Consider the following 24251-nt stretch of genomic DNA (forward strand, 5'->3'; position numbering starts at 1 on the left):
CGGGTCGCGCGCCCTCCTACTCCTGCGAGGCGTTCAACTGACCCAGCAACCGGGCCAGTTCGCGCAGCTCGTCCCGGTCCCAGTTGCGGAGCCGGTTGACGTAGCGCGCCCGGCGCGCCTGCCGGACGCGCGAGAAGCGCTCGGCGCCCTCGGCCGTCAGCTGCACCAGGAAGGCCCGCCCGTCGGCCGGGTCGGGTTCGCGGCGGAGGAGCCCCAGCACTTCCAGGGCGCGCAGTTGACGGCTCATCGTGGCCTTGCCGACCCCGAAGTAGCCGGCGAGCACGGTGGCCCGCTCGGGGCCCGTCTCGGCGAGCCGGGCGAGGATCCCGTACGCCGCGGGCTCCAGTTCCGGATGGACCTCCCGGGCCATCTCGCCGGAGGAGGCGCGGGCCCGCCGCAGCAGGACGGTGAGCTCGCGTTCGAGCGCCTCCATCACGGGGTCCGCCTCCCTGGGGGAGCCGGCGGTTCCGGCCACCTGGTCACCCGCCTTCCGTCGTGAAAACTTCTCGTCTCCGGCCGCCCTGTGCGCAGCGTGCCCAGTATTTCGCAGGCCGGCGCCAACGGCGTGACCAGGGGCCCTTCCGTGCGCCGGTGTCCCGCCGGGAAGGCCGGACGCACGGGAGCGGCCCCTCCTCAGGCCGTGGGAGGGGCCGCTCTCGTTCACCCGGTCAGGGCCTGGTTCAGGCCGCGACCGGGGGCTCCTCCGCCGAAGGCAGGGGGCCGGCCTCCAGTCCGGAGTCCGCGCCGGTGCCGGCGGGCTCCAGGGCCAGCTTCAGCACGTGCCGGACGTCGGAGACCGCGTGGACCTCCAGCTTCTCCAGCACCTCGGCGGGGACGTCGTCCAGGTCCGCCTCGTTCCGCTTGGGGATCACCACGGTGGTGATCCCGGCGCGGTGCGCCGCCAGCAGCTTCTGCTTGACGCCGCCGATGGGCAGCACGCGCCCGGTCAGCGACACCTCGCCGGTCATCGCCACGTCGGTGCGGACCCGGCGTCCCGACAGGAGCGAGGCCAGCGCGGTGGTCATGGTGACACCCGCGCTCGGGCCGTCCTTGGGGACCGCGCCCGCGGGGACGTGGATGTGGACCCCGCGCTCCTTCAGGTCGCCGACCGGCAGTTCCAGTTCGGCGCCGTGCGAGCGCAGGAAGGAGAGGGCGATCTGCGCGGACTCCTTCATCACGTCGCCCAGCTGACCGGTGAGCTGCAGTCCGCTGCCGCCGGTCTCCGGGTCGGCCAGCGACGCCTCGATGTAGAGGACGTCGCCGCCGGCGCCGGTGACCGCCAGACCCGTGGACACGCCCGGCACCGCCGTGCGCCGCTCCTGCGGGTCCTGCGCGGACTCCGGCACGTGGTGCGGACGGCCGATCAGGTCCCGCAGGGTCTCGGCGGTGACGGTGAACGGCAGCTCGCGCTCGCCGAGTTCGTGCTTGGCCGCGACCTTCCGCAGGATGCGGGCGAGCGACCGCTCCAGGGTGCGCACGCCCGCCTCGCGGGTGTACTCCCCGGCCAGCTTGCGCAGGGCCGCGTCGTCGACCGTCACCTCGTCCTCGCCGAGCCCGGCCAGCTCGCGCTGGCGCGGCAGCAGGTGGTCGCGGGCGATGACGACCTTCTCGTCCTCGGTGTAGCCGTCCAGCCGCACCAGCTCCATGCGGTCCAGCAGCGGCTCCGGGATGGCCTCCAGGACGTTGGCGGTGGCCAGGAACACCACGTCGCTCAGGTCCAGTTCGACCTCCAGGTAGTGGTCCCGGAAGGTGTGGTTCTGGGCCGGGTCCAGGACCTCCAGCAGGGCCGCGGACGGGTCGCCGCGGTAGTCGGAGCCCACCTTGTCGATCTCGTCCAGCAGGACCACCGGGTTCATCGACCCGGCCTCCTTGATGGCGCGCACGAGCCGGCCGGGCAGCGCGCCGACGTAGGTGCGACGGTGGCCGCGGATCTCGGCCTCGTCCCGAACGCCGCCGAGCGCCACGCGCACGAACTTCCGCCCCATCGCGCGGGCCACGGACTCGCCGAGCGAGGTCTTGCCGACGCCGGGCGGGCCCACCAGGGCCAGTACCGCGCCGCCGCGACGGCCGCCGACGACCCCGAGACCGCGGTCGCTGCGGCGCTTGCGCACGGCCAGGTACTCGGTGATGCGTTCCTTCACGTCCTCCAGGCCCGCGTGGTCGGCGTCCAGCACCGCCCGCGCGCCGGGGATGTCGTAGGCGTCCTCGGTCGTGGTGTTCCACGGCAGCTCCAGGACGGTGTCCAGCCAGGTGCGGATCCAGCTGCCCTCGGGGGACGCGTCGCTGGACCGCTCCAGCTTCTCGACCTCCTTCAGGGCGGCCTCGCGCACCTTCTCGGGCAGGTCGGCGGCCTCGACGCGGGAACGGTAGTCGTCCGCCTCGTCCTCGGGGTCGCCGTTCAGCTCGGCCAGCTCCTTGCGGACGGCCTGGAGCTGCTGCCGCAGCAGGAACTCGCGCTGCTGCTTCTCCATCCCCTCCTGGACATCCTTGCGGATGGTCTCCGCGACGTCCTGCTCGGCCAGGTGGTCGCGCAGCCACTGCGTGGCGAGCTTCAGCCGGGCGACCGGGTCCACGGTCTCCAGCAGCTCGACGCGCTGCTTGGTGGTGAGGAAGCCCGAGTAGCCCGCGTTGTCGGCCAGCTGCGAGACGTCCTCGATCTGCTGGACGCGGTCCACGATCTGCCAGGCCCCGCGCTTGCGCAGCCAGCTGGTGGCCAGGGCCTTGTACTCCTTCATGAGCTCCGCGACGGTGCCGGGAGCCTCGGCGGGCACCGGCTCGGCGAGCTCGGTCCCCTCCACCCACAGGGCGGCGCCCGGTCCGGTCGTGCCGGCGCCGATGCGCACGCGGCCGATGCCGCGGATCACCGCGCCGGGATCGCCGTCCGACAGCCGTCCCACCTGCTCGACGGTGCCCAGCGTGCCCACGCCCGCGTAGTCGCCGTCCACCCGGGGAACGAGCAGCACCCGCGGCTTGTTGCCGACACCGGGCAGACCGGACCGCTGCGCGGCCTGGGCCGCCTCGACCGCGGCACGCGCCTCGGCGTCGGTCAGGTCCACCGGCACGACCATGCCGGGCAGGACCACCGCGTCGTCGAGGGGCAGCACGGGGAGGGTGAGCGGCGCGAACGCCGACGAAGACGATTGAGCCATTATCTCTCCCTAAGCAATCAAGTTGAGCTATGCAGACTCAATGCATCTGATGCCCCTCGTGTTCCCCAGCCCCTGTTCGCTCTGAGCGATCGGCCACCGGCCAGCACGAACGCCCCGCTGCAGCGGTCCTGCCCCCCGGCGCGTGACTCGTCGCGCGCCGAGAGGCCCGGCTCCCGGGAGAGCGCCGTGCGCGCACGGCGGGCGGCACCAGGGCGACGCCCACACCACGGCCGGCCACCCTGCGCCGGCCCGCATCCGTCTCCGGTACCGACGCCACGGACCTCCGACCGCACCACATGCCCGCCACCGACGCCCGACACCCCCGGGCCGACCGACGGGCGTCCCCTTGGGCGCGCGACGAGTCAGGGCGGCACCAAGGAGACGCCGAAGCGCACACGGGGGCGGCCGCACGAGAACCGTGCGAGGGAGCGGGGGCGATAGAGGGGTGTGAGACTCTTCCGGCCCATGAGCCACGAGCCCCCCGGGGACGACGCGCTGCTGCGCGCGGTCGCCCGGGGTGACGCCCAGGCCCTCGCGGACCTGTACGACCGGCATTCCGGCTGGTTGCACGCCCGGCTCACCCGGCGCTGCTCCGACCCCGAGACCGTCCGCGAGGTGCTGCAGGACACCTTCGTCACGGCCTGGCGCTCGGCGGGCGGCCACGGCGGCGGCGCCGTGGGCGGCTGGCTCTGGGTGATCGCCGTCCGGCGGCTGGCGGACGCCCGCCGCGCCGCCGTACGGGCCGGCACCCGCGACCTGCTGGCCGCGCGGACGCACGAATCCGGTACCGCCCCGTCGGCCGAGGAGGACGTCCTCGCCGGGCTGGAGTACGGCGACGTGGGCGCGGCGCTCGACCGGATCTCCCCCGAGTTGCGGGACGTGCTGCGGGCCACCGTGGTCGACGGCCTCACCACCCGGGAGACCGCGCGCCTGCTCGGCATACCGGAGGGGACCGTCAAGACCCGCGCGTCCCGGGCCCGCCGCGAACTGCGCGCCGCCCTCGCCGCCCTCGGCCCCGCAGGAGGAGCCGCATGCTGAATCCCCGCCACACCCACGCCGCGCCGCCCGCGGACCGGACCGGCTGGCACGTGCCGGACGCCGCGGCCGCCGCCTACGCCGACGGCACCCTCGCCGACTCCGCCGCGTGGTCGGTGGACAAGCACCTGGAGTCCTGCACGGCCTGCGCCACCCGGCTCTCCGCGCTGGTCAGGGCGGGCGACGCGGGCCCGCTCCTCGCCGGCGTCCGCGAGGCCGTCCTCGCCGCGGCCGCGCCGGCGCCCCGGGCCGCGCGGAGCCTTCCCTGGCGGGCGGCGCTGCGGTCCGCGCGCGTCCTGCGGCCCGCTTGGGTCGGGTCCGTACTGCTCACGCTCGCGGTCGCCGTGGCGCTGTCCCGGCTGGGCGCGGCGCCGGAGGGACGCCCCTGGCTGCTGGCGCTCGCGCCGGTGCTGCCGCCCCTGGGCGTGGCGCTCGCGTACGGCAGGTACGGGGACCCGGCCCACGAACTGACCGCGTCGACGCCCTCCGGGGGGCTGCGGCTGCTGCTGACGCGCACGGGGCTGGTGCTGGCGGTGTGCGTGCCCCTGCTGAGCGCCGCCGGGGGCGTGCTCGCGGGGGCAGGGGCGGCCGTGGCCTGGCTGCTGCCGGGGCTCGTGCTGACCGGGGCCACCCTGGCGCTCGGCAGCTGGACGGGGTGCCATCGGGCCGCCGGCGCCGTCACGGCCGCCTGGCTGTGCGCCGTCACCCTGTGCGGGCTCCCCGCCGCGGCCTTGCCCCTGCTGCTCTCCCCCGCGGCGCAGCCCGCCTGGGCCGCGGCGGCCGCGGCCTGCGCCGGCCTGCTGATCCTGCGCCGTACCGCCTACGACCACCTGGAGCGCACGTGACCACCGAGACCACCGTCCATGTGGACGGCCTGACCGTACGGCACCGGAGGACCACCGCCCTGGACGCCCTCGACCTGCGCATCGGGCGCGGCGTCCACGGGCTGCTGGGCCCCAACGGCGCGGGGAAGACCTCGCTGATCCGGGTGCTGGCCACCGTGGCGCCGTACCGCTCCGGCCGCCTGGAACTGCTGGGCCTCGACCCTGCGGCCCCCGCGGGGCGCACCTCGGTGCGGCGGCGCCTGGGCTACCTGCCGCAGGAGTTCGGCCACTACCCCGGTTTCACGGTGCGCGAGTTCGTGGCGTACATGGCCTGGCTGAAGGAGGTGCCCAAGGACGCGGTGCCCGAGGCCGTCGAGCGCGCGATGGAACGGGTCGGTCTCGCCGGGCGCGCGGACGCGCGGATCAGGACGCTGTCCGGCGGCATGGTGCGCCGGGTCGGCATCGCCCAGGCGATCGTCAACGACCCGGAGCTGCTGCTGCTCGACGAGCCGACGGCCGGCCTCGACCCGGAGCAGCGGGTGGAGTTCCGCGCCCTGCTGAGGGAACTGGGCGCCACGGCGACCGTCCTGGTCTCCACCCACCTCGTCGAGGACGTCGCCACCGCCTGCACCGAGGTGACCCTCCTCGACGAGGGGCGGGTCGCCTTCCGGGGCACCTCGGGGGAACTGGCCGCCGCCGGTGACGACGACGCGGCCGGCGACAGCCCGACCGAACGCGGCTACACGGCGGCGCTGCGCCGCCATCGCTCCGCGCGCGCCGCCTCCCCGGAGGCCGCCGTATGAGCGCCGCGGGCACCCTGACCACCGCGCCGCAAGGCCCTCCCGCCGCTCCCCGTGCGCACCGCACCGAGCTGCTGCGCGGGGGCGGGGTGTGGGTGGGCGCCGTCCTGGCCGTGAGCGTGATCGTCGCCGTACTGGCCAGGCGGTACTTCCTGTTCGACACCTGGGCGACGACCCAGGCGGCGCTCCGTGAGGCGGGCCTGCTGCTCGGCGGTCCGCTCGCGCTCGCCGCGGGCTGCCGGCAGGGCGGCCGCGAGCACCGGCGCGACACCGGCGACCTGCTCGCCACCGCCGCGCGGTCGCCGCTGCGCAGGGCACTCGTGGCGGCCCTGCCGTCGGTGGCCTGGCCGGTGCTGGGCCACCTGGCGGCGACCGCCGTCTGCCTGGGGGTGCTGCTGCCGTACGCGTCCTACGGGCACCCCGTCTGGCACCTGGCGGCGGTGGACGCGGTGGCGCTCGGCTCCCTGGGGGCGCTCGGCTTCGCGGCGGGGCGGGCCCTGCCCTGGCGCTTCTCGCCCCCGCTGGCCGGCGTCGCCGGGTACGTCCTGCTCGGCTTCGGCGTCTCAAGGTACACCGGAGCGGGAACGGCGTGGCTGAGCCCCGCGAACGGCGACTGGGGGAGGTTCGGCGGCGACGTCCCCGTGTGGTGGGCCGGGGCCCTGTGCGCGGTCTGGACGGCCGGACTCGCCGTCGCCGCCCTGCTGGCGGGCCATGCGCGGCGCAGGGCCCTCACCGTCCTGCCGCTCGTGGCCGCGGTCGCCGCCGCGTCCGTGCTGTACGGCACCGGCGACGGCCTGCTGCGCTCCGATTCCTCCGCCACTGCGCTGGTCTGCGACCGGGGCACGCCCGCTGTGTGCGTCCGCGCGACCCACGCCGGCGCGCTGCCTGCCGTGCGGGCGGTGGTGGCCCGGATCGACGCCCGGCTCGCGGGTACCCCGGGGGCTCCCGTCCGCTACCACGAGGGCGGCACCGGCGACGCCACACCGCCCGGGGAGGTCCGGTTCGAGCTGTACGGCGGGGTCTTCCGCGGTCACCTGGGCGATCCGGAGATGTTGTACCGGGACTTCGTGTACGCGGTCACCACGCCGCCCGGCTGTCAGGGCCAGTCCCACGCGGCGGGCTACCCCGCCGAGTACGCCGCCCAGGAGTGGCTGGACCTCGGCAAACCACTGTTCGCGGACACTGCGGCCGAGGAGCGGCAGGCGGAGGCGGCTGCACGTCGCCTGCGCACGCTGGCACCCGCCGACCGCCGGGCCTGGCTGGGCCGCTACCTGGCCGCGGCGCGGGTGTGCGACACCAGTGGTGTCCCGGCGCCGTGATCGTCAACCCTACCCGCCGAGGAGGCGGTGCCATGACGCCCTCGCTCGTCCCCCTCTACCTGCGCTCGCGCCGTCTGCCCGGCGCTGTCGCCGCCCTGGCCGTCCTCTTCGCCGTCTCGCGCTGGAGCGCGGACCGGCTGGTCGACCGGGCCCTCTTCGACCCGGGTGCCCGGGTGCCGCTGGTCGTCCTGGCCCCGGTGCTCGCCGCCGCGGTCACCGGGCTCTCGCTGCACAGCCGCTCCGGCGAACTGGACCGCTCCGCCCCGCTGCCGTGGTGGCGGTGGCGCGCGGCGCACCTGCTCGGCCTCACCGGGCTCGCCGCGCTCTGGCTGGGCACCGCGGTGCCCGGCGACCCGGCGCACTTCGGCGCCCCGGCGATGGTCCGCGGCGTGCTCGGCTTCACGGGGCTCGCCGCGGCCGGCGCCGCGCTGTTCGGCGCCCGGCTGAGCTGGTTGCCGCCCGTGGTCCTCGGCGGCGCCGCCTTCCTGGCGGCGCCCCGCACCCCCGGCGGGGCGGCCGCGGTGTGGGCCTGGTCGATGCAGCCGGGCGCCCAGCCCGCCGCCTGGGCGACGGCCGTCGTGCTGTTCGCCGGCGGCGCCGCCCTGGTGGCGGTCCGGGGCCCGGCGGCGGACGGGGTCCGATAACCGGTACAACCCGAACGACCGCGTCATTACGCTGTGTGGGCATGTACGACGAGGACGACACACGACCCGTGACGATCGACCGCCGCGAGGGGCCCTACGGCGAGGTCGCGCTGCGGCGCGGCGGCGGGCGCTACGAGATCATCGCCAACGGCACCTTCCTCATGGACACCTCCGACGGCCGCTCCGAGCGGCTGCTGGTCGACGCGGCCCTGGAGGCGCTGCCCGCGGACCGGTCCGGCCTGTCGGTGCTGATCGGCGGGCTCGGGGTGGGCTTCTCCCTCGCACGGGCGGCGGGCGAGCCGCGTTGGGCGCGGATCGCGGTGGCCGAGCGGGAGCGGGCGGTGGTCGACTGGCACCGCACGGGCCCGCTCGGCGCCTTCTCCGAGCACGCGCTGGAGGACCCGCGGGTCACCGTGGTCGAGGGCGATCTGGTGGAGTACGTCCGGGATGCGGACGTGACGTACGACGCACTCTGCCTGGACATCGACAACGGCCCCGACTGGACGGTCACCGAGCGCAACCAAGGGCTGTACGGTCCGGCGGGCCTCGCGGCCTGCAAGGAGCGGCTCGAACCGGGCGGCGTACTGGCGGTATGGTCGGCGCAGCCGTCCGCCGCGTTCGACGACGCACTGAGGTCGGCGCAGTTCACGCAGGTCCGGACCATCGAGATCCCGGTGAATCGGGGCGTTCCGGATGTCGTGCACCTGGCAACCAATCCCGCATAGCCGCGTCGTCGTCCCGCCCCGTACGCTGCTGCGCAACGTAAACGACCATGGGGGACCCCACATGGACAGCACACAGCCGACGACCGCCGACGCCGCAGCGGTGGCGGCCACCCCCGGGGCGCAGCGCCGCGTGCTGGTGGTGGAGGACGACGCCACGATCGCCGACGCCATCGCGGCGCGCCTGCGGGCCGAGGGCTTCCAGGTCCGCACCGCGGGCGACGGCCCCGCCGCCGTGGAGACCGCCGCCTCCTGGCAGCCCGACCTCCTCGTCCTCGACGTCATGCTCCCCGGCTACGACGGCCTGGAGGTCTGCCGCCGCGTGCAGGCCTCGCGCCCGGTCCCGGTCCTGATGCTGACCGCCCGCGACGACGAGACCGACATGCTGGTCGGGCTCGGCGTGGGCGCCGACGACTACATGACCAAGCCCTTCTCGCTGCGCGAGCTGGTGGCCCGGGTGCACGTGCTGCTGCGCCGCGTGGAGCGCGCCACGATCGCCGCCCGCGACCCGCGGGGCGCCAACATGCAGCTCGGCGACCTGGAGATCGACAACGCCCAGCGCCGGGTCCGGGTCCGGGGTGCCGACGTGCACCTCACCCCGACCGAGTTCGACCTGCTGGTCTGCCTGGCCCAGCAGCCGCGGGCGGTGCTCTCCCGGGAGCAGCTGCTCGCCGAGGTGTGGGACTGGGCGGACGCCTCCGGCACCCGCACCGTCGACAGCCACGTCAAGGCGCTGCGGCGGAAGATCGGCGCGGAGCGCATCCGTACGGTCCACGGCGTCGGCTACGCGCTCGAGACGCCCACGCCGTGAGCCCCTACAGCGCGCCGCGCCCGCCGAAGCTGCGGGAACGTGCCTGGGCCGCGCTGAGGCCGTACGACCCCTTCCGGTCGATCAAGGCGGCGCTGCAGTACCTGGTGCTGGCCTCCGTGCTGATCACCACGGGCCTGGTCTTCGTGGCGATGCACTCCGCGACCGAGATCCGGATCATCACGATCTTCTCGATCATCGCCTCGCTGCTGATCTCGCAGCTGGTGGCGCACGGCCTGACCGCGCCGCTGCGCGAGATGACCTCGGTCGCCAGCGCCATGGCGCGCGGCGACTACAGCCGGCGGGTCACCGCCGTGCGCCGCGACGAGGTCGGCGAACTGGCCGAGACCTTCAACCGGATGGCCGCCGACCTGGAGGCCGTCGACCAGCACCGCAAGGAGCTGGTGGCGAATGTCTCACACGAGCTGCGCACCCCGATCGCGGCGCTGCGCGCGGTGCTGGAGAACGTCGTCGACGGGGTCTCCGAGGCCGACCCGGAGACCATGCGCACCGCGCTGCAGCAGGCGGAGCGGCTGAGCCTGCTCGTCACCCACCTGCTGGACCTCTCCCGCCTGGACAACGGCATCGTGCCGCTGGACGCCAAGCGCTTCGAGGTCTGGCCCTACCTGTCGGCCGTGATCAAGACAGCCGGCCTGGGCCTCCAGGACGGCCAAGGGCCGGGCCGCCGGGCACGGAAGGACGTCCACCTCCACCTGGACGTCTCACCGCCGGAGCTGACGGCGTACGCGGACGCCGAGCGGCTGCACCAGGTGGTCGCCAACCTGATCGACAACGCCGTCAAGCACAGCCCGCCCAGCGGCCGGGTCACCGTCAGCGCCCGCCGCGGCCCCGGCCCGGGCAGCCTGCACCTGGAGGTCCTGGACGAGGGCCCGGGCATACCGGAGGCCGAGCGCAACCGCGTCTTCGAGCGCTTCAACCGCGGCACCGCGGGACCGGGCGACGGCGGGACGGGGCTGGGACTGGCGATCGCGCGCTGGGCGGTGGACCTCCACGGCGGCCGCATCGCGGTGGCCGAATCCCCCCGCGGCTGCCGGATCCGCGTCACCCTCCCGGGGTCGCACGCGGCGCCGGCTTGACGCTCCCACCGGGGCGGACGTTGCCAGAGGCAACCGGACCAGTCGATTCAGCACCCCATTCCCGCCAAACTCCGCCCCGAAACCGCCTTTCCGATGTGACTTAGGCGACGACTGGCCTCCCCGCCTGCAGGAAACGCTCCGGTAGGCGTAGCCTTTATTTCCGCTGTCCATCACCTTGTGAAGCGGAAGAGGGCGGTTGCCGCCGTGTCGCCACACCCCAGTAGCTCGAGCGTCCCGACCGAAACCGATGGGCAGGGCCAGGGCCCTGCCGCGGGCTTCGGGCCTAACGAGTGGCTTGTCGATGAGATCTACCAGCAGTACCTCCAGGACCCGAACTCGGTGGACCGAGCCTGGTGGGACTTCTTCGCCGATTACAAGCCGGGAGCGGATACGGGTTCCGCAGTCGCCTCGGGCCAGCCTCAGGCGGCCCCCCCAGCGCCGCCGGCCGCTCCGGCCGCTCCTGCTGCCGCACCCGCTGCCGCGGCACCGGTCGCACCGGTCCAGCCGGCCGTGACGCCCGCCGCCGCGCCGGCCCCGGCCGCCCAGGCCCCGGCCCCCGCGCCGGTCGCGCCCGCGGCCCCGGCCCCGGCCCCCGCGAAGCCCGTCGCCGAGAAGCCCACCCCGGCACAGCCGCAGCCGGCCCCCAAGGCCGCCCCGGCCACCGAGGCGCCCCAGGGCCCGGAGTACGTGACGCTGCGCGGCCCGTCCGCGGCCGTGGCGAAGAACATGCACGCCTCGCTGGAGCTGCCCACGGCCACGTCCGTGCGCGCCATCCCGGTGAAGCTGCTGTTCGACAACCGCATCGTCATCAACAACCACCTCAAGCGCGCCCGCGGCGGCAAGGTCTCCTTCACGCACATCATCGGCTACGCCATGGTGCAGGCGCTGAAGATCATGCCGGCGATGAACTGGTCGTTCGCGGAGAAGGACGGCAAGCCGACACTGGTCAAGCCCGACCACATCAACCTCGGCCTCGCCATCGACCTGGTCAAGCCCAACGGCGACCGCCAGCTGGTCGTCGCGGCCATCAAGAAGGCCGAGACCCTCAACTTCTTCGAGTTCTGGCAGGCCTACGAGGACATCGTCCGGCGCGCCCGCGTGGGCAAGCTGACGATGGACGACTTCTCCGGCGTCACCGTCTCGCTCACCAACCCCGGCGGCATCGGCACCGTCCACTCCGTGCCGCGCCTGATGCCCGGCCAGTCGGTGATCCTCGGCGTCGGCTCCATGGACTACCCCGCCGAGTTCCAGGGCACCTCCCAGGACACCCTGAACAAGCTGGGCATCTCCAAGGTCATGACGCTGACCAGCACCTACGACCACCGGGTCATCCAGGGTGCCGCGTCCGGCGAGTTCCTGCGCATCATGAACCAGCTCCTGCTGGGCGAGAACAACTTCTTCGACGACATCTTCAAGGCGCTGCGCATCCCCTACGAGCCGGTCCGCTGGCTCAAGGACATCGACGCCAGCCACGACGACGACGTCACCAAGGCCGCCCGCGTCTTCGAGCTGATCCACTCCTACCGGGTCCGCGGCCACGTCATGGCCGACACCGACCCGCTGGAGTACAAGCAGCGCAAGCACCCCGACCTGGACATCACCGAGCACGGGCTCACCCTGTGGGACCTGGAGCGCGACTTCGCCGTCGGCGGCTTCGCCGGCAAGTCCCTGATGAAGCTCCGCGACATCCTCGGCGTGCTGCGCGACTCCTACTGCCGCACCGTCGGCATCGAGTTCATGCACATCCAGGACCCGCTGCAGCGCAAGTGGATCCAGGACCGCGTCGAGCGCTCGCACACCAAGCCCGAGCGCGACGAGCAGCTGCGCATCCTGCGCCGGCTCAACGCCGCCGAGGCCTTCGAGACCTTCCTGCAGACCAAGTACGTCGGCCAGAAGCGCTTCTCGCTGGAGGGCGGCGAGTCCGTCATCCCGCTGCTGGACGCCGTCATCGACGCGGCCGCCGAGTCGCGTCTGGACGAGGTCGTCATCGGCATGGCCCACCGCGGCCGCCTCAACGTGCTCGCCAACATCGTCGGCAAGTCGTACGCGCAGATCTTCCGCGAGTTCGAGGGCAACCTCGACCCGAAGTCGATGCACGGCTCCGGCGACGTGAAGTACCACCTGGGCGCCCAGGGCACCTTCACCGGCCTGGACGGCGAGCAGATCACCGTCTCCCTGGCCGCGAACCCCTCCCACCTTGAGGCGGTCGACCCGATCGTCGAGGGCATCGCCCGCGCCAAGCAGGACGTCATCGGCAAGGGCGGCACGGACTTCACCGTCATGCCGGTCGTGCTCCACGGCGACGCGGCCTTCGCCGGCCAGGGCGTCGTGGCGGAGACCCTGAACATGTCGCAGCTGCGCGGCTACCGCACCGGCGGCACCGTGCACGTGGTGATCAACAACCAGGTCGGCTTCACCGCCGCCCCGGAGTCCTCCCGCTCGTCGATGTACAGCACCGACGTCGCGCGCATGATCGAGGCGCCGATCTTCCACGTGAACGGCGACGACCCGGAGGCCGTCGTCCGCGTCGCGCGGCTGGCCTTCGAGTTCCGCCAGGCGTTCAACAAGGACGTCGTCATCGACCTCATCTGCTACCGCCGCCGCGGTCACAACGAGGCCGACAACCCGTCCTTCACGCAGCCGCTGATGTACGACCTGATCGACAAGAAGCGCTCGGTGCGCAAGCTCTACACCGAGTCCCTCATCGGTCGCGGCGACATCACCCTGGAGGAGGCCGAGCAGGTCCTGCAGGACTACCAGGGCCAGCTGGAGAAGGTCTTCACCGAGGTCCGCGAGGCGACCGCGCCGGCCGCCGCGCAGCAGGAGGAGAGCCAGGCCACCGGTCCGGAGTTCCCCGTCCCGGTGGGCACCGCGATCAGCGAGGAGGCCGTCAAGCGGATCGCGGCCTCGCAGGTCAACATCCCCGAGCGGATCACCGTCCACCCGCGCCTGATGCCGCAGCTGCAGCGCCGCGCGGCCATGGTCGAGGACGACAGCATCGACTGGGCCATGGGCGAGACGCTCGCCATCGGCTCCCTGCTGATGGAGGGCACCCCGGTCCGGCTCGCCGGCCAGGACTCCCGCCGCGGCACCTTCGGCCAGCGGCACGCCGTCCTGGTCGACCGGGAGACCGGCGAGGACTACACCCCGCTGCTCTACCTCTCCGAGGACCAGGCGCGCTACAACATCTACGACTCGCTGCTCAGCGAGTACGCGGCGATGGGCTTCGAGTACGGCTACTCGCTGGCCCGCCCGGACGCGCTGGTCGCCTGGGAGGCCCAGTTCGGCGACTTCGTCAACGGCGCCCAGACCGTCGTCGACGAGTTCATCAGCTCCGCCGAGCAGAAGTGGGGCCAGACCTCCGGCGTCACCCTGCTGCTGCCGCACGGCTACGAGGGCCAGGGCCCGGACCACTCCTCGGCCCGCATCGAGCGCTTCCTGCAGCTGTGCGCGCAGAACAACATGACGGTGGCCGTCCCGACCACGCCGGCGAACTACTTCCACCTCCTGCGGTGGCAGGTCCACAACCCGCACCACAAGCCGCTCATCGTCTTCACCCCGAAGTCGATGCTGCGTCTGAAGGCGGCGACGTCGAGGACGGACGAGTTCACCTCCGGCGAGTTCCAGCCGGTCATCGGCGACCCGCACTTCACCTCCGGCGGGGGCCGGCCCGAGGACGTCCGCAAGGTCGTCTTCTGCTCCGGCAAGGTCTACTACGACCTCGTCGCCGAGCGCGAGAAGCGCGGTGCCTTCGACACCGCCTTGATCCGCATCGAGCGCCTCTACCCGCTGCCGGGCCTGGAGATCCAGGCCGCCCTGGCCCCGTTCACCAAGGCCCAGAAGTTCGTCTGGGCCCAGGACGAGCCGGCCAACCAGGGTGCCTGGCCGTTCATCGCCCTCAACCTGATCGACCACCTCGACCTGGTGCTGGGCGCCGCGCCCGACAACGCCGACCGGCTGCGTCGTGTGTCGCGTCCGTCCTCCTCGTCGCCCGCGGTCGGTTCCGCCAAGCGGCACCAGCAGGAGCAGGAGCAGCTGGTGCAGGAGGTCTTCGAGCTCTGAGGCTCGCAGTCCCGGTACGCACGCGCAGGGCCCCGCACTCACCGAGTGCGGGGCCCCTCCCGTGCGCCGGCCCGCGGGAGGGGCAGGCCGGGCCCAGGCGGCGGGAGTACCTATCCTGGCCTGGTACGTCATCCTTCGACCCTGATCCGGAGCACCCTTTGTACTTCACCGACCGCGGCATCGAGGAGCTGGAGAACCGGCGCGGCCAGGAGGAGGTCACCTTCGAGTGGCTGGCCGAGCGGCTGCGGGAGTTCGTCGACCTCAACCCGGAGTTCGAGATCCCGGTGGAACGGCTGGCGACCTGGCTGGCCCGGCTGGACGACGACGAGGACGAGTGACGGCGCACCGCCGGGCCGCCCGGCTCAGACGCGGAAGGCGCCGAAACCCACCTGCTCCCCGCAGACGCTGAGGACGGCCGGGGCGCCGTCGGCCCCGGTGACCCCGACCGTGCGGGCCACGTCGTCGGGGAGGGCGATCTCCACCCGGGAGGCCTGGACGGCGCAGACCTCGCGCGCCGAGGGGGTGCCCTCGAAGTTGACGTCGGTGTAGCGGACGTCGGCGACTGCCGTGGCGTGGGGGCGCAGGTCCACGGCGTCGGTGCCGGCGGCGGAGTTGTCGGTCCGCACGGGGGCGGCCTTGCCCTGGTCGTCCCTCGCGGTGAGGGTCGTGGCGCCGGCCAGGGTGCAGGTGGCGCCGGAGGTGTTGGTGACCTCGACCCTGCCGACCGCGGGCTGCCACACGGTCGCGTGCACGCCGGCGGCCACGAAGCGCACGGTGGTCGTGCCGGCCGTGCAGGCGCTCGCCCGGGCGTGCGCGGGGCTCACCGCGACGGCGGGCGCGCGGGTCCCGGTCCGGGTGCCGCAGCCGGCGAGGGCGGGGCCGGTGAGGAGCAGGACGGCGGCGGCGACGGCAGCGCGGGGGCGCAGGGGGCACGAGGGGCGCATGACGGACGAGCACATCACCCGGCGCCCCGTACGGCCCGGCACGGCGCGCGCGAGGTCGTCCCCCGCGTGCGGGACCTCACCCGTACGCCGCACAACCGGCCCCGCGCGGACGTCGGCCGTTCCGCCGGGAAACGCCACCAGGGCGCGGACGGAGCTCCCTTGACTTCCCCTCCACGCGATATATCGTGTCTATCGGAGAGACGCGATATGTTGCGTTGTCGGCGTTGCCCCGGCGTGCCCGGGTGACCCCAAGGAGGGGCGAAATGAGCGGAACACCCGGCTCACGGGAGTGGACGGTCACCGAGCCGCACAAGATGGTCTTCGACGGCAGCGTGGACACCCTGCACGTCCGGGTCGTCAACGGCGCCGTCAACGTGGTCGGCGTCGACGAGGGCCCGGCCCGGCTCGAGGTGAGCGAGCTCGACGGCCCGCCGCTGATCGTGTCCCACGAGGGCGGCACGCTCACCGTCACCTACGAGGACCTGCCCTGGAAGGGCCTGCTCAAGTGGCTCGACCGCAAGGGCTGGCGGCGGCACGCCGTCGTCTCGCTCGCGGTCCCGCAGCGCACCAATGTGTCGGTCGGGGTGGTCGGGGCGAACGCGGTGATCTCGGGGATCTCGGACCGCACCGCCGTACGGGGCGTCAACGGCGACATCACGCTGGTCGGCCAGGCCGGCCCGGTGACCGCCGAGACGGTCGCGGGGAACGTGGAGGCCCAGGCGGTCTCCGGCGACCTGCGGGTCAACACCGTCTCGGGCGACCTGACGGTGGTCGAGGGCAGTGGCGCCCACGTCAAGGCCGACTCGGTCAGCGGCAACATGGTGCTCGACCTGGACCCGCGCAGCGGCGCCGACGTCCGGCTGACCTCCGTCTCCGGGGAGATCGCTATCCGCATCCCCGACCCCGGTGACGCCGAGGTGGACGCCAACACCACCAGCGGCGACGTCTCCTGCGCCTTCGACGAGCTGCGGGTCAGCGGGCAGTGGGGGGCCAAGCGGATCTCCGGCCGGATGGGTTCCGGCGGCTCGCGGCTGAAGGCCACCACGGTGTCGGGCGCGATCGCGCTGCTGCGCCGCCCGCCGCAGGAGGAGCACGGGCCCGCGGACACCGATCCGTTCCGGAAGGACGTCTGAGATGGCCCCCGTCTTCGCCCACGGCCGGCTGCGCCTCTACCTGCTCAAGCTGCTCGACGAGGCCCCCCGCCACGGCTACGAGGTGATCCGGCTGCTGGAGGAGCGCTTCCACGGCCTGTACGCCCCCTCCGCCGGCACCGTCTACCCGCGGCTGGCCAAGCTGGAGAAGGAGGGCCTGGTCACCCACTCCACCGAGGGCGGCCGGAAGGTGTACTCGATCACCGACGCGGGCCGCGCCGAACTCGTCTCCCGCAGCGACGAGATCGCCGACCTGGAGAACGAGATCCGCGACTCCGTCTCCACGCTCGCCGCCGAGATCCGCGAGGACGTCCGGGGCGCCGCCGGCGACCTGCGGCGCGAGATCCGGGCGGCCGCCCAGCAGGCGTCGCGCACCCAGCCCAAGTCCTCCCCGGCGGACTGGAAGGAGCAGATGCGCCGCTCGAAGGAGGAGATCCGGCAGGCCCGCGAGGAGGCGCGCACCGCCAAGCGTGCCGCGCGGGAGGCCCAGGACGCCGCCCGGGACGAGGTGCAGCGCATCGCACGCCGCGTCCAGGAGGAGGTCCAGGACCACGTCCGGCGCGGCGACTGGCAGACCGGAGTCCGTGAGGGGCTGGCGGAACTCACCCGGGAACTGGGCCAGTTCGGCCGTACGTCCACCTGGCCGCCGTACGTGAAGCCCGAACCCGCAGAGGCGCCCGAGTGGGGCGCGGAGGACGCCGCCGTGACCGAGGACCCGGCCCGCGACCTGGAACGCCTGCTGGACCGCTTCCGCGACGACGTCCGCGACGCCGCCCGCGACAACGGCGTGGACGCCGAGCAATTGCGCGAGGTGCGCCGCCATCTGTCCACGGCGGCCGCCCACATCGGCGTCGTGCTGCGCGGCGGCCGCAAGGACCGGGGCTAGGCAGGGGCCAGGCCGCCGCTGTCCGGGCCCCACCCGCGGGCGGCAGCCCGGACGCCCCGGTCCGGTGGGGAGGACGTAGGGAGTTCCCCGATGCCGCCGTCCCCGTGCGCTGCCAGGCTCTCCGATGCGACGGCACCGGCTCCGGCCGGGCGCCGGGGACAGCTCGGCCGCCCGGTGCCAGGTCTCCGCCGCGCTGCCGGGCACACCACGCCGTCTCGCCCGTCCGGCCACGTCCGCCAGCGCCGGGGCCACCTCCTGGTCGGGCCCGGTGGCCGCAGCCACCAGGGCCTGGCGGCGCCCCCCTCGACAGTGGGGGCGCACGCCGGTGCACGGCCCGCACGCTGGGGACGCCGCTGCCGGGTCCGCTCCTCCGGCCGGCGGAACGCCCCCGGGCCCGGGCCTCAGACGGTCAGAACGACCTTCCCGAACAGCTCGCCGCCCGCCATCCTCGCGAAGCCCTCGCGGGCCCGGTCCAGCGGCAGCACGGTGTCGACGACCGGGCGCACCCCGGTGAGCGCGCAGAAGCTCAGCAGGTCCGCCAGTTCGTCCTTGGTGCCCATGGTCGAGCCGACGACCTTGAGCTCCAGGAAGAAGATCCGGTTCAGCTCGGCGGACCTCGGGTCGGGGCCCGAGGTGGCGCCGGAGATCACCAGCGTGCCGCCGGGGCGCAGCGACTTGACCGAGTGGGACCAGGTCGCGGCGCCGACGGTCTCGATGACCGCGTCCACGCGCTGCGGCAGCCGGGCTCCCGGCTCGAAGGCCGCGTCGGCGCCCAGTTCCTCGGCGCGCTTGCGCTTGGCCGCGTCGCGGCTGGTGGCGAAGACCCGCAGGCCCGCGGCCTTGGCCAGCACGATGGCGGCCGTGGCGACACCGCCGCCGGCGCCCTGGACCAGGACGGAGTCGCCCGGGCGCACGCCCGCGTTGGTGAAGAGCATCCGGTAGGCCGTCAGCCAGGCCGTGGGCAGGCAGGCGGCCTCCTCGAAGGAGAGTTCCTTCGGCTTGCGCAGCAGGTTCCAGGTGGGCACGGAGACCTTCTCCGCGAAGGTGCCCTGGTACTTCTCGGTGAGGATGCTGCGGGACTCGTCGGGGCCGACCCCGTGCCCGCTCAGTCCGACGACGGGGTAGACGACGACCTCGTTGCCGTGCTCGTCGATCCCGGCGGCGTCGCAGCCGAGGATCATCGGCAGGCTCTCCTCGCCGAGCCCCACCCCGCGCAGCGACCAGAGGTCGTGGTGGTTCAGGGAGGCGGCCTTGACGGTGACGGTGCTCCAGCCGGGCCGTTCCTCCGGCTCGGGGCGCTCCCCGAGCTCGAGGCCGTTCAGCGGCTGGTCGCGGTCGATTCGGGCGGCGTAGGCAGCGAACATGACCTTGACGCTAGCGCCGCGCGGTGCCCCCGCGTAACCGCGCGGGGATGTGACACGCGCCGCGCGGCGCGGTGCCCCCGACCGGCGGGCACCGCACCGCGCGGCGGCGCGGTCCGCGGGCGTACGGCGGCGCTCAGCGCCGGGCGACACCCTCGGCGCGGGCGGCCGCGGCGACGGCGGCGGAGACCGCGGGGGCCACGCGCTCGTCGAACGGCGAGGGGATCACGCAGTCGGCGGACAGCTCGCCGTCCACGACGGCGGCCAGCGCCTCGGCCGCGGCGATCTTCATGCCCTCGGTGATGCGGGAGGCCCGCACCTGCAGCGCGCCCGAGAAGATGCCGGGGAAGGCGAGCACGTTGTTGATCTGGTTCGGGAAGTCGCTGCGCCCGGTGGCGACGACGGCCGCGTACCGGTGCGCCACGTCGGGGTGGATCTCCGGCGTGGGGTTGGCCATGGCGAAGATGAAGCAGCCCTTCGCCATGGTGGCGACGGCCTCCTCCGGCACCGTGCCGCCGGAGACGCCGATGAAGACGTCCGCGCCCGCGAGCGCCTCCTCCAGCGTCCCGGTGAGCCCGGCCTTGTTGGTGAAGCCGGCGAGCTCGCGCTTGGCGCCGTTCAGATCCTCGCGGCCGGCGTGCACCACGCCCTTGCGGTCGGTGACGGCGACGTCCCCGATGCCCGCCTCGACGAGGATCTTGGCGATGGCGACGCCGGCGGCGCCGGCCCCGGAGATCACCGCGCGCAGTTCGCCCAGCGCGCGGCCGGTCAGCCGGGTGGCGTTGCGCAGCGCGGCGAGCGTGACGACGGCCGTGCCGTGCTGGTCGTCGTGGAAGACCGGGATGTCCAGGCTCTCCTGCAGCCTGCGCTCGATCTCGAAGCAGCGGGGGGCGGAGATGTCCTCGAGGTTCACCCCGCCGAAGGAGGGGGCGAGGCGCACGACGGTGTCGACGATCTCGTCCACGTCGGTGGTGGCCAGCGCGATGGGGACCGCGTCCACGCCGCCGAACTGCTTGAAGAGGATCGCCTTGCCCTCCATCACCGGCAGGGACGCCTCGGGCCCGATGTCACCGAGGCCCAGCACCGCCGTGCCGTCCGTGACCACGGCCACGACCTGGGACTTCCAGGTGTAGTCGTGGACCAGCTCGGGCTGCTCGGCGATGGCGGTGCACACGCGGGCGACACCCGGCGTGTAGGCGAGCGACAGGTCGTCGGCGTTGCGCACCGGGACGGTCGCGGTCACCTCCATCTTGCCGCCGCGGTGGAGGGCGAACACCGGGTCCACGGGGCTTTCCGGGCCGTCGGCGTCGGTGCCTTCCGTGCGTTCGGTGCTGCCGGCGCCACCGGCGTCGTCACTGCTGTCGGTGCGAGGATTGACAATCTCCGCTGCCACTTCTGACCCCTTTGTCCGAATTGTCTATGAGGGTACTACCCCCTACAACAGGGGATAGGTGGGCTCGGCTTCCGTACACCCGGACTCGAGTGGTCCCGGGCGCGACGGAGGCCGGGCGCGCCGCACGCACGCCGAGGGGCCCCCGGTGAGGGGTGAGGGTCCGTTGTACCGGAAGACGGTTTCCGCTGACGAGTCTGTTCGCCGCCACAGGGCCTCGCACATCGGGAACTTTTGCGCACGACGCAACAAGTCGTCCGAATAGCGGGACAAGGGAAGTGATGCACGCAACTTCGCGGCACGGCCCCACCGCGGTCCGGCCCTGGTGTACCGGCCTGGTGGGGGTCAGGGGATCGCCCGTTATGCGATTTTGACACATCCGGACACCCAAGAGGACGTGTCCGGATGGCAAGATGCGGAGATCACACGCGTTCGCGACACCCGAACGCGTGTACCCGGAAGATCGGCTGCTCCCAGGATTCCCCGCAGGAGGAACCAGCAATGACCGCACGTACCACCCGTCGCTCGACCGTGACGAGCCGCTTCGCCGCGGTCGGCGCGATCGCGGTCGCCGGCGCCCTCGTCCTCACCGGCTGCGGCGACCAGACGGACAAGGGCGGCTCCTCGTCCGCGTCGAGCGACGCCTCCAAGGCGCCCCTGTTCGACAAGCTGCCGAAGTCGGTGCAGTCGGCGGGCGTGCTCAAGGTCGGCTCCGACATCGCGTACCCGCCGGTGGAGTTCGTCAAGGACGGCAAGAACGTCGGCATCGACCCCGACCTCGCCGACGCCATGGCCAAGCAGCTCGGCGTGAAGGTCGAGTTCAACAACGGCACCTTCGACACCCTGCTGACCGGTCTGCGCGCCAAGCGCTACGACATGGTCATGTCGGCGATGAGCGACACCAAGGACCGCCAGGAGGGTGTGGACTCCTCCACCGGCAAGAAGGTCGGCGAGGGCGTCGACTTCGTGGACTACTTCACCGCGGGCTCCTCGATCATCGTGAAGAAGGGCAACCCGGAGGGTGTCACGTCCCTCGCGGACCTGTGCGGCAAGAAGGTCGCCGTGCAGCGCGGCACCACCTCGCAGGACCTGCTCAAGGCGCAGAAGTGCGACAAGCCGATGTCGATCGAGCCCTTCGACACCGACACCGAGGCGCAGACCCGCCTGAAGGCCGGCGGCGTCGTCGCCGACGTCTCCGACTTCCCGGTCGCCGCGTACGCCGTGAAGACCTCCGGCGGCGGCAACGACTTCGAGCTCGCCGGCGAGCAGGTCGAGGCCGGCCCGTACGGCATCGCGGTCTCCAAGAGCAACACCGAGCTGCGCGACGCGCTGCAGGCCGCGCTGACCGCCGTCATCAAGGACGGCTCCTACACCAAGGTCATGGAGAAGTGGGGCGTCACCGACGGCGCCGTCACCGAGGCCAAGATCAACGGCGGCTCCTGAGTCACGACAGCAAGAGGACTTCCTCCATGTCCGAAGCGAATGACAAGGTCCCGGCCGGCACCCCGGCCGGGACCCCGCCCGCCGCCTCCCGCCCGGAGGCCATCAAGGCGATCCCCGTACGGCACTACGGCCGCTGGATCTCGGCGATCCTGGTGCTCGCCGTGCTCGGGCTGCTGGTCAACGCGTTCGCCAACGCGAACGTGAACTACGGGGCGATCCCGGACTTCCTGTTCGACTCCACGGTCCTCAAGGGCCTGCGGAACACGATCGTCATCACCGTGGTCTCGATGGTCCTGGGCCTGGTCCTGGGCATCGTCCTCGCGGTGATGCGGCTGTCCAAGAACCCCGTGACCTCCTCGGTGGCCTGGGGCTACATCTGGTTCTTCCGCGGCACCCCGGTCTACGTCCAGCTGCTGATCTGGTTCAACCTGGCGCTGATCTTCCCGGTCATCAATCTCGGCTTCTACAAGGACGAGATGAACCAGTTCATGACCCCCTTCATGGCCGCGCTGCTCGGCCTGGGTCTGAACGAGGCCGCCTACATGTCGGAGATCGTGCGGGCCGGCATCCAGTCCGTCGACGAGGGCCAGACCGAGGCGTCGCACGCCCTGGGCATGACCCAGGGCCAGAACCTGCGCCGCGTGGTGCTGCCGCAGGCGATGCGGGTGATCGTCCCGCCGACCGGCAACGAGTTCATCAACATGCTGAAGACCTCGTCGCTGGCCGCGCAGGCCGCCCAGTACGCCGAACTGCTGCGCTCCACCACCGACATCGGCAACACCACCGGCGCCACCGTGGAGATGCTCTTCCTCGCCGCGGTCTGGTACCTGGTCCTCACCTCGGTGTTCTCGGTCGGCCAGTACTACCTGGAGCGCCGTTACGCCCGCGGCACGACCCGCAACCTGCCGCCCACCCCGTGGCAGCGGATCAAGGCCAACCTGGGCACCTTCCGCCGCCCGGAGGTGGCACGATGACCGACTTCAGCAAGGGCGTCACCGGCGCCCACCCGATGGTCAAGGCCGAGGCCGTGCACAAGCACTTCGGCCCGGCCCACATCCTCAAGGGCATCGACCTGGAGGTCGCCCCGCGTGAGGTGTTCTGCCTGATCGGCCCGTCGGGCTCGGGCAAGTCGACCTTCCTGCGGTGCATCAACCACCTGGAGAAGATCAGCGGCGGCCGGCTCTCGGTCGACGGCGAGCTGGTCGGCTACCGGCAGAAGGGCGACAAGCTCTACGAGCTGAAGGACCGCGAGGTCGCCGCCAAGCGCCGCGACATCGGCATGGTCTTCCAGCGCTTCAACCTCTTCCCCCACATGACCGCGATCGAGAACGTGATCGAGGCCCCGGTGCGGGTGAAGAGGGAGGCCAAGGCCGTCGCCCGGGAGCGGGCGCTGGCCCTGCTGGACCGGGTCGGCCTGCGCGACAAGGCCGGGCACTACCCCGCCCAGCTCTCCGGCGGCCAGCAGCAGCGGGTGGCCATCGCCCGCGCGCTGGCGATGGAGCCGAAGCTGATGCTCTTCGACGAGCCCACCTCCGCGCTCGACCCGGAGCTGGTCGGCGACGTCCTGGACGTCATGCGGGGCCTGGCCGAGGACGGCATGACGATGATCGTGGTCACCCACGAGATGGGCTTCGCCCGCGAGGTCGGCGACGCCCTGGTCTTCATGGACGACGGCGTCGTGGTCGAGTCCGGCCACCCGCGCGACGTGCTCACCGACCCGCAGCACGACCGCACCAAGGCCTTCCTCTCCAAGGTCCTCTGACCGCGCGTGCGTGAGGGGCGGCGCCGGACGGCGCCGCCCCTCACGCGTACCCCGCAGCGGGGCACGGATCACTTCAGCCCGAGGACGATCGCATCCGACACCGACCGCCAGACCTCCCGCGCCTCACCGAAGCCGGCCTCCCGCAGGGCCGCGGCGTGCCAGGCCGGGGGCAGTTCGTCGCCGTCGGCGTGGGAGCCGTAGACCACGAACCGTTCCTCGGTGGGACCGGCCAGCACCGGGTCGGCCCTGGCGGTGTCCCACCACTGCTCCCAGTCCAGCGCCCCCTCCGCGCGCCGCCGCTCGCGCCGGGACCGCTCCAGCTCGCGCACGGCCGCGTTCAGCCGGGGCGTCGAGGTGTCGGGCATGTGGTCGGCGTTGAGGAAGACCCCGCCGTCGCGCAGCAGGCCCGCCAGCGTGCCGTACAGGGCCTTCAGCGGCCCGGGCTTCAGCCAGTGCAGGGCGGTCGCGGTGAGCACGGCGTCGTACGAGTCGTACGGCAGGGCCAGCGGCCACTGCGGGTCGCGCAGGTCGGCGGTGACGAACTCGACCCTGCGCTCGCCCTCGAAGTGGCCGCGGGCGATGGTCAGCAGCGCCGGGTCGAGGTCCACGCCGGTCGACTCGGCGCCCGGGAAGCGCCGCAGCAGCCGGTCGGAGATGCTGCCGGTGCCGCAGGCCAGGTCGAGCACGCGGGGCTCGGGGCCGACCAGCGCCTCCACCATGTCGAGCATGACCCGGAACCGTTCCTCGCGGTCCGGCAGGTACCACTCCTGCTGCCGGTCCCAGCTGTCCTGCCAGGCCTGCCAGTCGGTCGCTGCCGCGGTGGTGTCGGACATACGGTTCCCCTCCAGTCGTAA

At 73.1% G+C, this 24251-nt stretch carries 21 protein-coding genes; 15 read left to right on the plus strand and 6 right to left on the minus strand.

Going from position 1 to position 24251, the window contains the following annotated elements; genetic code table 11:
- Nucleotides 1-16: 16 nt before the first annotated feature.
- Entirely contained in the window at nucleotides 17-433 is a 417-nt protein-coding gene (locus ACFZAU_RS05185) for a MarR family winged helix-turn-helix transcriptional regulator (protein WP_499602762.1), read from the minus strand.
- Nucleotides 434-680: 247 nt separating this feature from the next.
- Entirely contained in the window at nucleotides 681-3149 is a 2469-nt protein-coding gene (gene lon / locus ACFZAU_RS05190; RefSeq protein ID WP_500551176.1) for an endopeptidase La, read from the minus strand.
- Between the two features lie 465 nt (nucleotides 3150-3614).
- Here lon and ACFZAU_RS05195 point away from each other — a divergent pair, with 465 nt between their 5' ends.
- From ACFZAU_RS05195 to ACFZAU_RS05240, 10 genes are all read left to right on the plus strand, one after another.
- Nucleotides 3615-4187, plus strand: a complete 573-nt coding sequence (locus ACFZAU_RS05195) for an RNA polymerase sigma factor (protein WP_500551177.1) — start codon at nucleotides 3615-3617, stop codon at nucleotides 4185-4187.
- Nucleotides 4181-5029: a zf-HC2 domain-containing protein gene (locus ACFZAU_RS05200; protein WP_500551178.1), complete on the plus strand. Its 849-nt coding sequence runs from the start codon at nucleotides 4181-4183 to the stop codon at nucleotides 5027-5029. Before ACFZAU_RS05195 ends, ACFZAU_RS05200 begins: the two co-directional genes overlap by 7 nt.
- Nucleotides 5026-5811, plus strand: coding sequence for an ABC transporter ATP-binding protein (locus ACFZAU_RS05205; protein WP_500551179.1), 786 nt, complete (start codon nucleotides 5026-5028; stop codon nucleotides 5809-5811). The genes ACFZAU_RS05200 and ACFZAU_RS05205 overlap by 4 nt, the downstream gene beginning before the upstream one ends.
- The gene (locus ACFZAU_RS05210) at nucleotides 5808-7127 is read left to right on the plus strand and encodes a hypothetical protein (RefSeq protein ID WP_500551180.1); all 1320 of its coding nucleotides are present in this window, start codon (nucleotides 5808-5810) and stop codon (nucleotides 7125-7127) included. The genes ACFZAU_RS05205 and ACFZAU_RS05210 overlap by 4 nt, the downstream gene beginning before the upstream one ends.
- Before the next feature lie 32 nt (nucleotides 7128-7159).
- Nucleotides 7160-7771 carry a hypothetical protein gene (locus tag ACFZAU_RS05215; protein ID WP_500551181.1) on the plus strand — a complete coding sequence of 204 codons (612 nt, stop codon included), beginning with the start codon at nucleotides 7160-7162 and terminating at the stop codon, nucleotides 7769-7771.
- Between the two features lie 41 nt (nucleotides 7772-7812).
- The gene (locus ACFZAU_RS05220) at nucleotides 7813-8496 is read left to right on the plus strand and encodes a spermidine synthase family protein (RefSeq protein ID WP_500551182.1); all 684 of its coding nucleotides are present in this window, start codon (nucleotides 7813-7815) and stop codon (nucleotides 8494-8496) included.
- 61 nt (nucleotides 8497-8557) lie between these two features.
- Nucleotides 8558-9304 carry a response regulator transcription factor gene (locus ACFZAU_RS05225; RefSeq protein WP_500325555.1) on the plus strand — a complete coding sequence of 249 codons (747 nt, stop codon included), beginning with the start codon at nucleotides 8558-8560 and terminating at the stop codon, nucleotides 9302-9304.
- Complete coding sequence (locus tag ACFZAU_RS05230) at nucleotides 9301-10398, plus strand: HAMP domain-containing sensor histidine kinase (RefSeq protein ID WP_500551183.1); 1098 nt, start codon at nucleotides 9301-9303, stop codon at nucleotides 10396-10398. Before ACFZAU_RS05225 ends, ACFZAU_RS05230 begins: the two co-directional genes overlap by 4 nt.
- A 204-nt stretch (nucleotides 10399-10602) precedes the next feature.
- On the plus strand, nucleotides 10603-14460 hold the full coding sequence (locus ACFZAU_RS05235) for a multifunctional oxoglutarate decarboxylase/oxoglutarate dehydrogenase thiamine pyrophosphate-binding subunit/dihydrolipoyllysine-residue succinyltransferase subunit (protein ID WP_500551184.1): 3858 nt from the start codon (nucleotides 10603-10605) through the stop codon (nucleotides 14458-14460).
- 158 nt (nucleotides 14461-14618) lie between these two features.
- Nucleotides 14619-14798, plus strand: a complete 180-nt coding sequence (locus ACFZAU_RS05240) for a DUF6104 family protein (protein WP_431967379.1) — start codon at nucleotides 14619-14621, stop codon at nucleotides 14796-14798.
- A gap of 24 nt (nucleotides 14799-14822) precedes the next feature.
- Here ACFZAU_RS05240 and ACFZAU_RS05245 read toward each other — a convergent pair whose 3' ends face one another.
- Complete coding sequence (locus ACFZAU_RS05245; RefSeq protein ID WP_500551185.1) at nucleotides 14823-15404, minus strand: DUF4232 domain-containing protein; 582 nt, start codon at nucleotides 15402-15404, stop codon at nucleotides 14823-14825.
- Nucleotides 15405-15667: 263 nt separating this feature from the next.
- On the opposite strand from ACFZAU_RS05245, the gene ACFZAU_RS05250 reads away from it, so the two are divergent.
- Both ACFZAU_RS05250 and ACFZAU_RS05255 read left to right on the plus strand, forming a co-directional pair.
- Nucleotides 15668-16537, plus strand: coding sequence for a DUF4097 family beta strand repeat-containing protein (locus ACFZAU_RS05250; RefSeq protein WP_500551186.1), 870 nt, complete (start codon nucleotides 15668-15670; stop codon nucleotides 16535-16537).
- Nucleotide 16538: 1 nt separating this feature from the next.
- Nucleotides 16539-17441: a PadR family transcriptional regulator gene (locus tag ACFZAU_RS05255; RefSeq protein WP_499602702.1), complete on the plus strand. Its 903-nt coding sequence runs from the start codon at nucleotides 16539-16541 to the stop codon at nucleotides 17439-17441.
- A gap of 401 nt (nucleotides 17442-17842) precedes the next feature.
- Here ACFZAU_RS05255 and ACFZAU_RS05260 read toward each other — a convergent pair whose 3' ends face one another.
- Both ACFZAU_RS05260 and ACFZAU_RS05265 read right to left on the minus strand, forming a co-directional pair.
- The gene (locus tag ACFZAU_RS05260) at nucleotides 17843-18805 is read right to left on the minus strand and encodes a zinc-binding dehydrogenase (RefSeq protein ID WP_500551187.1); all 963 of its coding nucleotides are present in this window, start codon (nucleotides 18803-18805) and stop codon (nucleotides 17843-17845) included.
- A 133-nt stretch (nucleotides 18806-18938) separates the two neighbouring features.
- On the minus strand, nucleotides 18939-20087 hold the full coding sequence (locus tag ACFZAU_RS05265; RefSeq protein ID WP_500551586.1) for an NAD(P)-dependent malic enzyme: 1149 nt from the start codon (nucleotides 20085-20087) through the stop codon (nucleotides 18939-18941).
- 606 nt (nucleotides 20088-20693) lie between these two features.
- Here ACFZAU_RS05265 and ACFZAU_RS05270 point away from each other — a divergent pair.
- The 3 genes from ACFZAU_RS05270 to ACFZAU_RS05280 are packed head-to-tail and all read left to right on the plus strand — an operon-like array spanning nucleotide 20694 to nucleotide 23397.
- On the plus strand, nucleotides 20694-21635 hold the full coding sequence (locus tag ACFZAU_RS05270; RefSeq protein WP_500459332.1) for an ABC transporter substrate-binding protein: 942 nt from the start codon (nucleotides 20694-20696) through the stop codon (nucleotides 21633-21635).
- Nucleotides 21636-21661: 26 nt separating this feature from the next.
- Complete coding sequence (locus ACFZAU_RS05275; protein ID WP_500551188.1) at nucleotides 21662-22609, plus strand: amino acid ABC transporter permease; 948 nt, start codon at nucleotides 21662-21664, stop codon at nucleotides 22607-22609.
- On the plus strand, nucleotides 22606-23397 hold the full coding sequence (locus ACFZAU_RS05280) for an amino acid ABC transporter ATP-binding protein (protein WP_499602709.1): 792 nt from the start codon (nucleotides 22606-22608) through the stop codon (nucleotides 23395-23397). The genes ACFZAU_RS05275 and ACFZAU_RS05280 overlap by 4 nt, the downstream gene beginning before the upstream one ends.
- 68 nt (nucleotides 23398-23465) lie before the next feature.
- On the opposite strand, the gene ACFZAU_RS05285 is transcribed toward ACFZAU_RS05280, so the two are convergent.
- Nucleotides 23466-24230: a class I SAM-dependent methyltransferase gene (locus tag ACFZAU_RS05285; RefSeq protein ID WP_500551189.1), complete on the minus strand. Its 765-nt coding sequence runs from the start codon at nucleotides 24228-24230 to the stop codon at nucleotides 23466-23468.
- Between the last annotated feature and the right edge of the window lie 21 nt (nucleotides 24231-24251).

This window comes from Streptomyces sp. NPDC008238, from assembly GCF_042956445.1.
Lineage (GTDB): Bacteria > Actinomycetota > Actinomycetes > Streptomycetales > Streptomycetaceae > Actinacidiphila.